Genomic DNA, 14,181 nt, shown 5'->3' with positions numbered 1-14,181 from the left:
GTGGGCGTTTTTTCTTTTTGGTAAGTCACCCATGAATCAACAAGATTATCTATCACCCAACTGGCAAACAGGCGAGACTAGGCTTGTTTGTGTCGAGCGCTGGCAGGAAACCCATGATGTGACCAGCTTTCGCTTTCAAGGTGCCCAGCCGGTTAAGTTTCATTTTAAGCCTGGGCAGTTCATCACCTTCCTGTTGGACATTCAGGGAGAGCGGGTTGCCCGCAGCTATACCATCTCTTCGTCGCCTTCGCGCCCCTATTCTTTGGTAGTAACCATCAAGCGCATTCCTGGCGGGCGGGTGTCCAATTACCTAATCGATAACCTCAAGGCGGGGCACAGCGTCAATGTCAGCGGCCCGGCTGGCGCCTTTAATCTGATCGATATTCCCGCCAGTCGTTACCTTTTCTTAAGCGCCGGCAGTGGGATTACCCCCATGTATTCCATGTCGCGCTGGCTGACGGACACTCTGGTGGGCAGCGATATCGCCTTCGTGCACAGCGCCAAGGCCAAGGAAGATCTCATTTTCCATGAGGCGCTGCTGAAGATGGCCCAGCGTCATCCCAATATGGCGCTGCACTACAGCTTGGAGTCTGGAGAGTCGCTTGAGGCCTGTGCTAGTTTCGAGGGCAGATTAAATCTGGAGATACTCGCGAAGGCCGTGCCCGACTATCTTGAGCGCACAGTGTTCGTCTGTGGCCCAGAGCCCTATATGCAGGCGGTGAAGGCAATGTTGCAAGATGTCGGTTTCGACATGAGTCGTTATCATCAGGAGAGCTTCGGCGCGCCGTCCTCTGCGTCTTCACAGCAAGTAGAAGGGGTGGACGAGGTTGCGGGTTCTACTCCCTTCATGCTGCAAATTGGTGAGCTGTCTACGCCGCTCACTGGAGAGCAGACGGTACTGGAGGGGATAGAGGCGAAAGGGTTGCCCATTATCGCCGCCTGTCGCTCAGGGGTCTGCGGCGCCTGTAAGTGTCAGGTGCTAAGCGGCGAGACAGAGTCCAGCAGCGAGATGACGCTGACGCCGGCCGAGGTAGCGCAGGGCTTTATTCTCGCCTGCTCGACGCGATTAAAGTCTGATGTGACCCTCTCTTTGGCATAGGAGGTGCTGGCTGGATAAGAGGTATTTGCTGGCAAAGGCGAGGATTTTCATCAAGGACCTCGCCAGTTTTTTCGGCATCTCATTTGGCTGAGGCGCTATTGCCAGCGCAGACAGTTTGGCACTCTGCCAGCAAGATTGTTGCGATGGGATAAATCGATCGCAAGATTTGCGCAAAAGACGATGACACAGTATGGTTAATGATAAGGACTAGGCGCAGTATGGCATCTGGTTCACTCTTTATCCCCTGTGTGGAATTTGTGTGGAGCGCCCTTTATGGTATCGACTACGTCACAGCCTGTCGTTTTAGACGATCATAGTCTTGGCCATCTCCTGTATGCCTTGATGTCGGCTTTTCCGCTGCTGTTATTGCCGCCCCTGTTTGCCCTGGTGATCAGTCTCGGGCAGAAGGGGGATAAGATGAGTAGCCTGCTCTATTCTCACATACGTTGGCAGCGTTGGTCGATTATCTCTCTGTTTTCGCTATTATTGCTGGCCTACTTAGTGCCTCAAGGCTGGATGGCCGTGAGTCTGTCACTGCTGGCGCTCTTGTGGTTTTGTCATCGCACCATCAAAGGTTGGATGAATCTGGTGGATGGCCTGGCGATTTAAGCTTATCGGCAAAAAAAGAGGACCTCTGGTCCTCTTTTTTTATGACTTAGCAGCTCTTGTTATGACACAAGTGACTAGCCGCGGTAGAGACGGGCAAGAATGTCGCTATGGGCGTTAAGTTGCTGTGGGTCACTCACGCCCAGCACCAGGCCATCGGCCTTGAGCGCCTTGGCCGCGCCCGCCTGGCTGGCAAGTTCCTCTTGCTGACAGGCGTAGCGGGTGTTGAGCAGTACCGGTAGGTGGCTTCTCTCCTTGAGGCTGATCAGTCCCGAGAGATCTAAGGTGGGTCGCTGCTGCTCGTTGAAGGTCCTGATGCCGGCTTCACTCAGGGCCAACTGTTGATTGCCCGCGGCCAAGATGACCTCGGCGGCGCCCAGCCACTCATCCAGGCTGGCCATGGTGTTGCGCTCTAAGATCACCGGCATGTGCAGCGCGCCCACCTGTTCAAGCAGATCGCGATTGTGCATCTGCTTGCCGCTGATCAGCAGCATGTCGGCGTGATCACAGGCGAGGGTCAGCTCGCTATCGTGTTCGATGGCGACGATACAGGCGAGATCAAACTGGTTCAGGGCTCTGCGCATCTCACTCAATTGGCGATTGGCCATGGGGTTGGCGTTTAGCTCGCCGACGGTCACCGCCTGGAAACCCGCTTCCTTTATCTGTTTCGCCAGCTGGCCGTAGTGGCCAGACTCCTGGGTCAGTGCCAGTTGGGCGATGGCGCCAAACTGACCGTCGCCTATCTTTAACTGTCTGCAGATGACACTAGTGACCTGTGGATGTTCGGCCAGGCTGTGACGCTGGTGTTTGGCGTCCTGTTTCTCTTTGGCCTGTTGGTCCGCCTCGCGGCTGGTGGTGGGCTCAATCATCAGCTGACTGTTGCTTAGCTGGGTGGGGTTGACGGTTTCGCAAGGGTAGCAGCCCAGCACCTTGATGAAGCGGGTGATTCGCTCAAGCTCCTTTAATGCCTGCTGCATCTCGTCGCTTGCTAGATTCGCGTCGAGATCCAGATAGAACATCTCTTCCCATGGCGTGCCCGGAATAGGACGGGATTCGAGCTTACTCATGTTGAGATCATGGGCCTTTAAGATAAGCAGGGCTTCAACTAGGGCGCCGGGCTTCTGTCCCGTGGCCATGATGAGGGTTGTCTTGGCTGGCAGCTGCTCGGGCACCGCAATCGCCTTTCTGGCCACCACTATGAAGCGGCTCTGGTTGATCTTCTGGTTGGCCAGCTCGCGCTCGACAGCCTCTAGTTGATACAGGGCGCCCCCTTCGACGCTGCCGATGGCGGCGACGCTGTTGTCGTCGGCCTCGAGTACCCGCTCCATGGCCTCGGCGCTGCTGGAGCAGTATTCCAGTTTGAACTCGCCATGTTGGCTCAGGTAGCGACTGCACTGACTGATGGGTTGCGGATGGGCATAGATGGTCTTGATCTGCTTAACGTTGGTGCCCGGCTTGGCCAGCAGGCAATGTCCTACCTCTATGGTGGTCTCGCCGACGATGGCCAGGCTGGTGTGTTGCAGCACGTCATAGACTTCGTTGATCGAGCCTGAGGAGGTGTTTTCGATCGGCAGGAAGCCGTAGTCCGCATGACCGGATTCCACAGCCTGCACTATCTCATCGAAGCTCTTGCAACCCAGATCCTGCATGCCCACCTGACGACGTTCGCAGTAGCGGGTAGCGGCGAGATAGGAGTAGGAGCCGCGGGCGCCCAGATAGGCGATGTTGTATTGCTGTTTCTGAAAGTCTGGATTGGCACGGCCCTGCAGGTAGGCCTGCTGGTTTAATACCGAGTCTTCGATGATGCTCTGATAGAGAGAGAGGACATAGTGGGCATCGAGTCCCTGCTCGCGTCCCTGCTTAACCAGGCGGGCCAGCAGTTCTTTCTCTCTCTGGGTGTCGCGTATCGGGCGAATATCGACCTCTTTGCTGCGTGCGACATCAAGACTCAGTGCCCGTCGTTTGGCCAGCAGTGCCAGCAGTTCATTGTCGAGTGCGGTGATCTGTTCCCGGGTATGGCTAAGGGGATGTGGTTTGGTCATGCTGTCCTCTGTCGTTGAACGCTTCTCGATTACTCATGCAAATAAAAAAGCCCCCCATAATGGGAGGCCTTGGAATTCTTACTTTCGTTTTTACACCGAAATTCCGCCTCCCTAGAAGGGTGGAATAAAAAAGAAAGTAAAAAAAGCTTGGGTGTTCATTTTCATAGCCTTCAAATTAAGCCCTGCTCAATACTCTGTCAATTAAAAAAGGGACAAAGTGAGAATTTATCCCTTTTGGAATAAGCCGCCTGATTGGAGGAGTCGTCAATAGAAAGCGCACCTCTTTGGGTGCGCCTGGAGAGTAAAAGATCAGAATTTAAGATGGGGCATCCTCCTTTGCTTGTCGCCTGCAGATGAAAGCACTGCGGCAGGTGATAAGGGAGAGGCAGCGGGCTAATCGACTAGCGGTGATCCAATGGCCTGTTAACGTCTACTACGTTGGTTTGCCTTTATTGGCTATCTGGCTGCCTCAGTTAGGGAAAAAGCACTCAATATTAAAATGGGACTGCGCTCCTTTCTCACTACTTAGGGTGCAATTACCTGAGACTATCTCAGCGGCTACCCTATGGCTCTCGGGGACGACTTGTTTGGCGCTATGCCTGGTTCCTATTTGGGCTCATCTTAAGCCTTAGGTTGTGTGAGTCGCCTACAATAAATCAAACGTGAAAGATTAACGTCTTGCGTTTGGCTAATGTGACCTCTTACTCCTGTGTTGGCTTGCATGTGACATCAGAGACGGCACTTAATAATAAGTATAACAAGGGCGGACAACATAGCTAGTTCGTTAGCTGAGTTCCACGGCTTCTTACTGAAGGCCTGTGGCTGGTTTGAATGTCCGTCCTCGTCTTTTGCCTGTCGCTGTACCTCTATTTTGGTGGCGATTTAACTATCCACCAAGTTTGGGTAAGTGGCTTTTGTGCCAGTTCGTTAGCGTTCGTTCCTCGGTCTATGCCTGAGGCGATGTTTCGCCACTTACCGTTAAATCTGTTACGCCGCGTATTCCTTATCTATTGTCTCGTCATACTCGTCGTCTAATTCGGCGCTTTCTGGCGTTGGGCTTGTCGCTGGAGCTGTGTAGCGAGCTCCTTCCGGTTTGTGGCTGAGGCGATTGAGCTGTTTCTCCAATTTCTGACCCATTGCATTGATTGCTGCATAGAGATCTTTGTCTTTCGCCTGAGCAAATAAGGTGTTGCTTGGTATACCGACTGAAGCTTCTATCTTAAACCCTTGCTTCTCTTGACCTATGATTACATGTGGATTTATGAGCTGTACATCGTGTCTACTTAGTTTTTCTAAACGGCTCTCGATACGTTCACGGATAGGAGTGGTGACTTCGAAATCTTTACTTGTAATCTTTATCATATGTCGAACCTTTCGTTGTTTCCTTGACTTCAGATTACCAATTTAGCCCTCATAAAACGTGATCTAGATCAACTTTTTGCCGCCATTATTTTCCGTTCGTTGGTTATTTGAGCCCTTAGACAAAATTGCAAAATAAACATTAGGAATGGCTTGTATTTCTCTATTTTAGGCTGCATATTTGACTGGATAACACTGCTTACATAAATCTATTTGCCTCTCCCTATCGCTTCAAATATCATCAATTTCATTATTTTCTAAAGCGATGAGTTATAAGATGTCCTCAGTAGAAAGCCCTCAGTCTGGCCAGGTAAAAATTAAGGTATGGGATCTGCCTACGCGCCTGTTTCACTGGTCCATGATAGCGTTGCTCGGTGGTCTATGGTGGAGCGCCGAGGTGGGGGAGATGCAATGGCATCAAGTATTTGCATACGGCCTATTGATCTTGATTGGCTTTCGTATTCTCTGGGGCATAGTGGGCAGCGAGACCTCGCGCTTTAGCCATTTCGTTAAGTCGCCGACTCAGGTGCTGGCCTATGTCAAACAGCCACAGGGGCGTAGCATAGGCCATAATCCGCTCGGTGGTTATATGGTGGTGGCGATGATCTTAGTGCTGGTGGCTCAGCTCACCACAGGACTGTTTGCCACAGACGAAGTCTTTACCGAAGGGCCGCTATACAGTTATGTGAGCAGCGAGCTGGCCGGGACTCTGACCTGGCTGCATAAGCAAAATTTCAATTTACTCCTGCTGCTGGCGGTTTTGCATATTCTTGCAGTGATCTGGCACGGCATTAAAGGTGATAAGTTGGTGGGCGCCATGATCACCGGCTATAAGAGTGTCAGCCGTGAGAGTGTCACCGAGTTTAAGTTTAGCTCAGGCCTGATGGCCCTGACCCTGGTCGGCGTGTTAGCGGGACTGGTGGTGAACTATCTGATTTGGCCAATCGCGGCCATGCTTTAGCGTTATTAGGTCTTAGCCTTGTTAGGTTGAAGCGGTAGTAAATTGAAGCGTGATTGGCCGCGCTAAAGCAAAAGATAAAAAAAGGGAGCTTAACTGCTCCCTTTTTTATTCGTCTAACGAGTGCTCTTGCTGGTTGTCTGATTAGTCGTCTGCAATAGTCGAGTTTGAATTAGTCTTTCTTGTAGACGTCGTGGCAACCCTTACAGCTCTTGCCTGTGTTCATAAAGGCTTGCTTGATCGCATTTTGATCGCTTGATTGTGCGGCAACGGCGAGTTTAGCGGCGTTGTCTTGGAAGGCGCTCATCTTAGCGTCGAAATCGGCCTTGTCGCTCCAGATTTTTGCTAGCGCATCTGTGTGGCCCTTGTCAGAACCGGCTACGAAACCTTCGGCAGGTAGCTTGCTCAGTGCGGCAACGTTTTGTGCACGCATGGCAAAGACTTCGGCGTCGAACGGCTTCTTGCCCTTAAGCATGGCGCCCATGTCGCCAAAGTTGTGAGCGATCAGGCCAAAAGCAGATTGACGATAGTGGAGCGCATCGTCTGTCTCTTTGAAGTTATTGGCTTGTACCGCTGAGGCCAGTAAGGCACTGCCGGCTAAGGCTAGCAGGCTTAATTTAATCTGTTTTTTCATGGCAATCATTCTCACTACTTTGTGGTTTTATGTGATCTAACGCAAACATTCTAATCTTAATTAACTATCAGATACTATAGATTTTTCTGTAAAACACCGGCCAAAATGTGTCCGAATGTGTCTAACCCTTAGGCGCTCGACTAACAGCATCTATGGCCCAGATAGCCAGCGCGACAGGTTTCTTGGTACACTTGCTTGTACTGGTAGGCAATGACAGCTTAGGAGCCAAAGTGCGCGCAAATTGGGATCTGGTTTTAGAGAAAGTGGTCAACCATCAAGACACCGACGCCTTGATGGATCTGTTCGATTTGCTGCTCACCGAAGAGGAGCGCAGCGCCATCGCCGGGCGGCTGAAGGTGTTTCAGGCCTTGCTGCTGGGAGAGATGAGCCAGCGACAGATTGCCGCCGAGTTCGAGATCAGTATCGCCACCATCACTCGTTGTTCAAATTACCTCAAACATATGCCAGCAGAGCAGCGCGATCGCATCAAGGCGCTCATTCTCTAACGGCAAGCTCTTTAAGGACTCAGTCTGTTAACGACTCAGTTTGTTAACTAGCAGTTCTATCCGGAAGCTCTCTAACTAGATCACCCGAATAGTCACGGGTAGTTGGTGCTGGCGATAGCTGCGGCGCTGCGCCAGACGAAACAGTGCGAAACTGGCTAATCCTGCGCCGGCGAACATCAGATATTTAGAGTCGCCATGGCGAAAGACAAATAGGGCGCCTAGCAGGTATGCATAGGGCAGCATATTGTAGAGGGTCTCAGGCAAGAGTCCGCGCCTGCGACGCTTGGGATTGTCGCTCCGCCGGTTTTGTGAGCGCATGTTGAAGATACGCGCGCCGAGCAGGAAGATTATCACGGCTAAGAGCACGGGAAGCGGCACCGGGCTCAGCAATATGGTACTTGCTGCGATGAGCAGGTAGATGGCAGGGAGTTTTTCATAGACGGGCTGAGCTATCATGTCGATATCCTTATCGTTAATACGCAGCGAGCTGATTCTGTCTTGAAGCATAAAATAAAAGAGTCGGCTTCACCTAATAAAAGGTGGCCGACTCTGTTCAGAATCCTACCTGAGTCTGACGCGCCTGCGTCCAACTAAGGCTTTAGATTGAGTGCTTAGCGTCAGAGCTTAGTGCTGGCAGCCGCAACCGCCGTTGCCGTCACAACCTTCTTTGGCTGGCTTCTCAGGATCTTCGCTACAGCAACCTCCATGGTGGCCATGACCTTCGCCGCCACAGCAACCACCTTCATGGCTATGCTCGTGGCTACCACAGCCGCCAGCCGCATGGATATGGCCATGGGCGATCTCTTCGGCGCTGGCGTCGCGTACTGATAGTACTTCAACGCTAAAGTTAAGGGTTTGACCCGCGAGTGGGTGGTTACCGTCAACGACGACCACATCGTCTTTCACTTCGGTGACTTGTACCGGACGTTGGCCCATCTCTGTTTCGGCGATAAAACGCATGCCTGGCACGATATCTTCGATATCGCCGAAGGCTGCTAATGGGACATCTTGGCGTAAACCATCGTGGTAAGGACCGTAAGCCAGCTCGGCTTCTACGGTAACGTCGAGCTTGTCGCCAACACTTTTGCCTTCGAGCGCCTGCTCAAGGCCTGGGATCATGTTTTCTGCACCGTGAAGGTAAAGCATTGGCTCACCTTCAAATGAACTCTCGATCAACTCACCTTGCTGGTTCGTTAAGCGGTAATGGATGCTAACAGCTTTGTGTTGGGTGATTATCATATCGCCTCCAATTCAGAATGTGGCGGCATTTTAGCTCGCTTTGTTTGCCTTGGCGATGACCTAGCGCAGCTTCTTGAGGGAAAATCGGTAAATTTTTTTTCATTAGCCTAGGCTTTGGGAGAAGGCGGGCAGGTCTAATAATTTCATTTTGATTTGTTATTCACTATTTGTGGGAAAATATTTTATTTTGTTGGTGGCTAAATTAGTGGGTTAACAGTAGATTTTGGGTCTCTCATTTCGGTAGGCGAGTTAGTTGTATTAAAGCCAGGCTTTATACTGAGTTAGATTGTTCGCATTTTTTTATCTTGCTGTTTAATAGTGCTTTATATGTCAAATTGATGAAGGTGTTTTGACAGTGAAGTTAAGTCTAATTCACCCTCAAATGACAGGAAGTCTATCTCTCGTCATTTGATTTTAAGGCCCGCGGCACGCCCGCTGCCCAAAGTGTATTTTTATAAAGTTTCATTTCAGGGGTTGACACCTTGGGGCAAAAAAGGCAATTCTGTAGAGACTTCAACGAATATGTTTTGATACGACAAAAAAGAATTTAAATGTTTAGCCTTAATCTCGTAGTAACCACCATTATTACAACCACCACGATTACCAGCGTGGGGGCCGGCTAAGCATACTCGAAAGAAATGATTTGAAATGACTAAGCCCGCTCCCCATCAAGGAGCGGGTTTTTTTGTTTCTGGGGCGCGGTACTAAGGAGAGAAGATGAAGGTAATGAAGTTCGGTGGTACCTCGCTGGCCAACTGGCAGAGGTTTAGTAGTGCGGCGCAAATCGTCTTGGCTTCGGCCGCAGAGCAGCCGACGGCAGTGGTGTTAAGCGCTCCGGCAACCGTGACCAATGGTTTGCTGGAGATGGTCGACCTGGCGGTGGCCGGAGATGATTTCTCTCCCGTCTTGAGTCATGTGCATGAGGTCTTTAAGACCCTCTATGGCCAGGCGGCCAGTGAGGTACTGAGCGGCGAGCAGTCCGATAGCCTAGAAGCTGTTCTGGCGGCGCAGCTCAAGCACTGGCAAGACAAGCTGCAAGGCGTGGTCTTGCTGGGTGAGTGCCCCGACTCCGTTCGCGCCGAGATCGTGGTCGGTGGCGAGCGCCTCTCTGCGGCGCTGATGGAGCAGTTGATGTTGGCCGCGGGCGTGTCGGCCAATCAGCTGGTGCCACAACAGCTGTTTGTGGCACACGGGCCGGCGCTGGAGTCGGTTGTCGATATCGCTGCCAGCAAGCAGCGTTTTGCCGAGCTTTCTCTCGATGCCCATCAGGTGTGGGTGATGCCAGGCTTTACTGCCGGCGATAAGGATGGTCGTGTGGTCACCCTGGGCCGTAACGGCTCAGACTATTCGGCGGCCGTGCTGTCGGCCTGTATCGATGCCAGCTGCTGCGAGATCTGGACCGACGTGGATGGGGTCTATAACACTGACCCACGCGTCGTCGCCGATGCCAAGCTTTTGACTCAGCTCAGTTATCAAGAGGCGATGGAGCTGTCTTATTTCGGCGCCAAGGTGCTACATCCTAAGACTATCGCCCCTATCGCCCAGTACCATATCCCTTGCTATATACGTAACAGCTTCAACCCTCAGGCGCCCGGCACCTTAGTGTCGAATCAAGTGGACGAGACAGGGCTGAACGTTAAGGCTATCTCTAATCTCGACGAGCAGACCATGTTTGATATCGCCGGTCCCGGCATGAAGGGCATGGTGGGCATGGCAAGCCGTACCCTGGGCGCCATCTCCCGCTCCGGGGTATCAGTCTCCCTCATCACTCAAAGCTCTTCGGAATACAGCATCAGCTTCTGTGTGGCGACCCAGGATGCCGAGCGGGTGCGTCTGGCGCTGGAGCAGGAGTTTGAGTTGGAGCTTAAGAGCGAGATCCTCGAGCAGATCGCCATGCGCCACAATCTGGCCATCGTCTCACTGATCGGTGACGGCATGCGCACTCACAAGGGAGTCGCCGGTAAATTCTTCCAGGCATTAGCCCAGGCCAATGTCAACATAGTGGCTATCGCCCAAGGCTCCTCAGAGCGCTCCATCTCGGCGGTTATCGAGCTGCGTAAGACCAAGCATGCCATCGCCGCCTGTCATCAGAGTTTCTTCGATGTGCAGCACTATCTGGATGTCTTCCTGGTGGGCTGCGGTAATGTAGGTGCCGGCCTGCTCGAGCAGATCAAGCAGCAGACAGAGATGTTGAAGGCCCAGCACATTACGGTGCGTGTCTGTGGCGTGGCTAACTCTCGCCACATGCTGCTCGATGCCAAGGGGATAGATCTCAATCATTGGCAGGGACTCCTGGCCGACAGCCAGCAAGGCTGTGACTTGGATAAGATGCTCGCCTGGGCCAAAGATCAGCAGCTACTAAACCCTGTGCTGGTGGATTGTACCTCTAATGAAGCGGTATCTGACCAATATGTTGCGGTAATGAATGCCGGCCTGCATGTGGTTACTCCTAACAAGAAGGCCAACACCCGTGACTATGACTACTACCGCGCCCTGAGACAGACAGCTTTGCATCAGCGTCGCCAGTTCCTCTATGAAACCACGGTTGGTGCAGGCCTGCCGGTTATCGATAACCTGAAGAAGCTGTTGTTCGCCGGTGATAAGCTGCAGAAATTCAACGGCATACTCTCGGGTTCACTCTCCTACATCTTCGGTATGCTCGATGAGGGGATGAGCCTGTCGGAGGCGACACGTATCGCCCGTGAGAAATGCTTTACCGAGCCAGATCCCAGAGACGATCTCAGCGGCATGGACGTGGCCAGAAAGGTGTTGATCCTTGCCCGTGAGGTAGGCATGCAGATAGAGCTGAGCGATATCCAGGTAGAATCTGTCTTGCCGAGTCATTTCGACGCCTCTGGCGATGTCGAGACCTTTATGGCGAACCTGAGCGCACTTGATGGTGAACTTGCCCAGCGCGTAAATAGCGCCAAGGCGGCCGGTAAGGTGCTTCGTTATGTGGGACAGATAGATGAAGAGGGCTGCCGGGTGAAGATCGCCGAGGTGGATGCGATGGATCCCCTCTACAGCGTCAAGGGCGGTGAGAACGCATTGGCCTTCTATAGCCGTTACTATCAGCCGATCCCATTTGTGCTGCGCGGTTATGGCGCGGGCACAGAGGTGACGGCGGCGGGTGTCTTCGCCGACCTGTTGAGAACCCTTAACTGGACGCGGGAGATGGGCGTATGAGTTTAACGGTTTATGCGCCGGCCTCCATGGGTAACGTCGGAGTCGGCTTCGATCTGCTGGGCGCCGCCTTGGCGCCGGTAGATGGCAGCCTGCTCGGCGATCGCGTCGCCATTGAATCGGCGCCCCATGGGGTGTCGCTTGCCCTGACCGGTCATTGGGCCGACAAGTTACCGGCGGCCAGCGAAGAGAATATCGTCTACCAATGCGCGAGTTTCTTTCTCGAGCAGCTAGGTAGCCGCGCCGGCGTTGCCATGACCTTAGAGAAGAACCTGCCGGTGGGGAGCGGTCTTGGCTCCAGCGCCAGCTCTGTGGTCGCCGCCCTGTACGCCCTTAACGAGCATTTCGACAGGCCCTATGATAGCGACGCCTTACTGAGGCTGATGGGGGAGTTTGAGGGCAAGATCAGCGGCTCGGTCCACTATGATAATGTGGCGCCCTGTTACCTTGGCGGCATGCAGCTGATGCTGGATACCCCTAGCGCCGTGTGTCAGGGCCTGCCCGTGTTTAAAGACTGGTATTGGGTTGTGGCTTATCCTGGGATCTCCCTGTCGACCGCTAAGATGCGGGCATTGCTGCCGGCGCAGTATGATAAGTCGGTGGCTATCGATTTTGGCCGCTACCTGAGCGCATTCGTACACGCCAGTTACCGTCAGGATGCCACGCTGGCCATAGAGGTATTAAAAGATGTGCTGGCCGAACCTTACCGCGCCTCGGAAATTCCCGGCTATGAGCAGGCGCGCGCGGCCTTAGACGAGCTCGGTATGGCCACCACGGGGATCTCGGGCAGTGGCCCCACGCTGTTCTCTGTGACAGATAACCTGGAGACTGCTAATAAGGCCAAGGCCTGGCTGGATGCAAACTATGTCACCTCCGGCGCGGGTTTTTCCCATATATGTCAAATCGATATGCTCGGCACGCGCCGTGTAGATGCAGCAATTTTAGATTAATAGGCGGATCAATATGGAACTCTATAACTTAAAGCACCCCTCACAGAAGGTTAGTTTCACTCAGGCGGTCAAGCTGGGCCTGGGGAAAGATCGCGGCCTGTTTTTTCCTGTCTCTATCCCCAAGTTAGATAATGTCGATGCGCTGCTGGCGATGGACTTTGTTTCGCGCTCTAAGGCGATCTTAGGTGCCTGGTTGGCCGACGAGCTGGGTCAGGAGATGGTGGATGGCCTGGTGGAGCGCGCCTTTAATTTTGAGCTGCCGCTGACCAAGGCAGATGACAGACGTTTCTGCCTGGAACTATTTCATGGCCCGACCCTGGCATTTAAAGACTTCGGCGCCCGCTTCATGGCTCAGTGCCTCAATAGCCTGGCCCAGGAAGATAAACTCACCATATTGACCGCCACCTCGGGTGATACCGGCGCCGCCGTGGCCGATGCCTTCTATGGGCTGGATAAGGTGCAGGTGGTGGTGCTCTATCCAAAGGGCAAGATCAGCCTGCTACAGGAGAAGATGTTTACCACCCTGGGCGATAATATTCATACCGTGGCGGTGGAGAGTGATTTCGATGCCTGTCAGGATATGGTTAAGGCCGCCTTCGAAGACAGCGATGTGCGTGATGGCCTGCATCTTAACTCGGCCAACTCTATCAACATCAGCCGCTTGCTGGCACAGATCTGCTACTACTTCGAGGCGGTTGCCCAGTTTAAACAGGCTAACCAAGGCGATCCTGTGATTGCTGTACCCAGCGGTAATTTCGGCAACCTGACGGCGGGTCTGTTTGCCAAGGCGATGGGACTGCCGGTGAAACGTTTCGTGGCGGCCACCAACAGTAACGATACTGTGCCGCGCTATCTGGCCGATGGTCAGTGGTCGCCTAAGGCAACCGTCGCGACCCTCTCGAATGCCATGGATGTGGCCGAGCCGAGCAACTGGCCCAGGGTTGAGACCATAATGGAGGTGATGAACTGGCCGCTGAGCGAATTGGTGGGCGTCGGTCTCTCCGAGCAAGATACGGTGGAGGCGCTGGATGAGCTTTATCGTGGCGGTTATCTATCCGAGCCTCACGCAGCGATTGCGGCTAAGGCGCTGTCGTTAACCATGTCGGCCGATGAGCAGGGGATCTTCCTCGGTACGGCCCACCCCGCCAAGTTTAAAGAGGTGGTGGAAGAGGCGCTGGATATCGAACTGAAGCTGCCGCCTGAGCTACAAGCGGTGAAGGATAAGCCTATCCTGTCGGCCGAACTGCCTGCCGATTTTGCCCGCCTCAAGGCTCATCTGTTTGAGACCTTAGCTTAGCTTCTACCTGGTTATTTATGCTTAACAGCCAAGGCGATAGTGCCTTGGCTTTTTTCTGCCCACTTCTGTCTGTTTTATCTTTTAGCACAGCTTTTTAGTTCAATTAGGCTCTGTCAATCCAGTTGTTACAATCCAGTTGTTTCAATTCAGTTGTTTAGATGGGGCAGCTGCTAACCTCTGCGCCGTATTTTATTAGCATTATCAGCAAGGCGTTTGCATCGAATCGCGCCAATTACCTAGGTTGCCAAATGTATCAATGACCTTGAGACCGGCGTGATGATTATCACAACCAAGTTGTGCTAAATCAC

The 14,181-nt window shown here is 53.0% G+C and carries 12 protein-coding genes and 1 other annotated feature; of the genes, 7 read left to right on the top strand and 5 right to left on the bottom strand.

Annotation, left to right across the window (positions count from 1 at the left end; translation table 11 throughout):
- The first annotated feature begins 31 nt into the window (after window positions 1-31).
- Window positions 32-1,099, top strand: a complete 1,068-nt coding sequence (locus K0H81_RS14765; protein ID WP_220058815.1) for an FAD-binding oxidoreductase — start codon at window positions 32-34, stop codon at window positions 1,097-1,099.
- A gap of 273 nt (window positions 1,100-1,372) precedes the next feature.
- On the top strand, window positions 1,373-1,708 hold the full coding sequence (locus K0H81_RS14760; protein WP_144201128.1) for a hypothetical protein: 336 nt from the start codon (window positions 1,373-1,375) through the stop codon (window positions 1,706-1,708).
- A gap of 74 nt (window positions 1,709-1,782) precedes the next feature.
- On the opposite strand, the gene K0H81_RS14755 is transcribed toward K0H81_RS14760, so the two are convergent.
- Window positions 1,783-3,747: a chorismate mutase gene (locus K0H81_RS14755; protein ID WP_220058814.1), complete on the bottom strand. Its 1,965-nt coding sequence runs from the start codon at window positions 3,745-3,747 to the stop codon at window positions 1,783-1,785.
- 40 nt (window positions 3,748-3,787) lie between these two features.
- Window positions 3,788-3,910, bottom strand: a sequence feature (Phe leader region).
- A gap of 824 nt (window positions 3,911-4,734) precedes the next feature.
- The gene (gene hpf, locus K0H81_RS14750; protein ID WP_011864877.1) at window positions 4,735-5,109 is read right to left on the bottom strand and encodes a ribosome hibernation-promoting factor, HPF/YfiA family; all 375 of its coding nucleotides are present in this window, start codon (window positions 5,107-5,109) and stop codon (window positions 4,735-4,737) included.
- A gap of 274 nt (window positions 5,110-5,383) precedes the next feature.
- On the opposite strand from hpf, the gene K0H81_RS14745 reads away from it, so the two are divergent.
- Window positions 5,384-6,067, top strand: a complete 684-nt coding sequence (locus K0H81_RS14745) for a cytochrome b/b6 domain-containing protein (protein WP_258406303.1) — start codon at window positions 5,384-5,386, stop codon at window positions 6,065-6,067.
- A 169-nt stretch (window positions 6,068-6,236) separates the two neighbouring features.
- Here K0H81_RS14745 and K0H81_RS14740 read toward each other — a convergent pair whose 3' ends face one another.
- Window positions 6,237-6,686: a c-type cytochrome gene (locus K0H81_RS14740; RefSeq protein WP_434086889.1), complete on the bottom strand. Its 450-nt coding sequence runs from the start codon at window positions 6,684-6,686 to the stop codon at window positions 6,237-6,239.
- A gap of 242 nt (window positions 6,687-6,928) precedes the next feature.
- On the opposite strand from K0H81_RS14740, the gene trpR reads away from it, so the two are divergent.
- Window positions 6,929-7,204, top strand: a complete 276-nt coding sequence (gene trpR, locus K0H81_RS14735; RefSeq protein WP_220058811.1) for a trp operon repressor — start codon at window positions 6,929-6,931, stop codon at window positions 7,202-7,204.
- 75 nt (window positions 7,205-7,279) lie between these two features.
- On the opposite strand, the gene K0H81_RS14730 is transcribed toward trpR, so the two are convergent.
- Both K0H81_RS14730 and slyD read right to left on the bottom strand, forming a co-directional pair.
- Window positions 7,280-7,711 carry a hypothetical protein gene (locus K0H81_RS14730; RefSeq protein ID WP_220058810.1) on the bottom strand — a complete coding sequence of 144 codons (432 nt, stop codon included), beginning with the start codon at window positions 7,709-7,711 and terminating at the stop codon, window positions 7,280-7,282.
- 117 nt (window positions 7,712-7,828) lie between these two features.
- A complete protein-coding gene (slyD, locus tag K0H81_RS14725) occupies window positions 7,829-8,443 on the bottom strand; it encodes a peptidylprolyl isomerase (RefSeq protein WP_220058809.1) in 615 nt (204 codons plus the stop codon).
- A 717-nt stretch (window positions 8,444-9,160) separates the two neighbouring features.
- Between slyD and thrA the strand changes: the two genes are divergently transcribed.
- The 3 genes from thrA to thrC are packed head-to-tail and all read left to right on the top strand — an operon-like array spanning window position 9,161 to window position 13,873.
- Window positions 9,161-11,629, top strand: coding sequence for a bifunctional aspartate kinase/homoserine dehydrogenase I (gene thrA, locus K0H81_RS14720; protein WP_220058808.1), 2,469 nt, complete (start codon window positions 9,161-9,163; stop codon window positions 11,627-11,629).
- Window positions 11,626-12,576, top strand: coding sequence for a homoserine kinase (gene thrB / locus K0H81_RS14715; RefSeq protein WP_220058807.1), 951 nt, complete (start codon window positions 11,626-11,628; stop codon window positions 12,574-12,576). Before thrA ends, thrB begins: the two co-directional genes overlap by 4 nt.
- A 13-nt stretch (window positions 12,577-12,589) precedes the next feature.
- On the top strand, window positions 12,590-13,873 hold the full coding sequence (gene thrC / locus K0H81_RS14710; RefSeq protein ID WP_220058806.1) for a threonine synthase: 1,284 nt from the start codon (window positions 12,590-12,592) through the stop codon (window positions 13,871-13,873).
- The last annotated feature ends 308 nt before the right edge of the window (window positions 13,874-14,181 follow it).

Origin of the sequence: Shewanella halotolerans (genome assembly GCF_019457535.1) — a bacterium.
GTDB classification, from domain to species: Bacteria; Pseudomonadota; Gammaproteobacteria; order Enterobacterales; family Shewanellaceae; genus Shewanella; species Shewanella halotolerans.
Note: the sequence above shows the minus strand (reverse complement) of the source record. Positions and strands in the feature narration are given on the sequence as shown.

Bases quoted from the DNA above. Each gene is read 5' to 3' on its own strand.
- K0H81_RS14765 (WP_220058815.1), top strand. From the start codon at position 32: ATGAATCAACAAGATTATCTATCACCCAACTGGCAAACAGGCGAGACT.
- K0H81_RS14760 (WP_144201128.1), top strand. From the start codon at position 1,373: ATGGTATCGACTACGTCACAGCCTGTCGTTTTAGACGATCATAGTCTT.
- K0H81_RS14755 (WP_220058814.1), bottom strand. From the start codon at position 3,747: ATGACCAAACCACATCCCCTTAGCCATACCCGGGAACAGATCACCGCA.
- hpf (WP_011864877.1), bottom strand. From the start codon at position 5,109: ATGATAAAGATTACAAGTAAAGATTTCGAAGTCACCACTCCTATCCGT.
- K0H81_RS14745 (WP_258406303.1), top strand. From the start codon at position 5,384: ATGTCCTCAGTAGAAAGCCCTCAGTCTGGCCAGGTAAAAATTAAGGTA.
- K0H81_RS14730 (WP_220058810.1), bottom strand. From the start codon at position 7,711: ATGCTTCAAGACAGAATCAGCTCGCTGCGTATTAACGATAAGGATATC.
- slyD (WP_220058809.1), bottom strand. From the start codon at position 8,443: ATGATAATCACCCAACACAAAGCTGTTAGCATCCATTACCGCTTAACG.
- thrA (WP_220058808.1), top strand. From the start codon at position 9,161: ATGAAGGTAATGAAGTTCGGTGGTACCTCGCTGGCCAACTGGCAGAGG.
- thrB (WP_220058807.1), top strand. From the start codon at position 11,626: ATGAGTTTAACGGTTTATGCGCCGGCCTCCATGGGTAACGTCGGAGTC.
- thrC (WP_220058806.1), top strand. From the start codon at position 12,590: ATGGAACTCTATAACTTAAAGCACCCCTCACAGAAGGTTAGTTTCACT.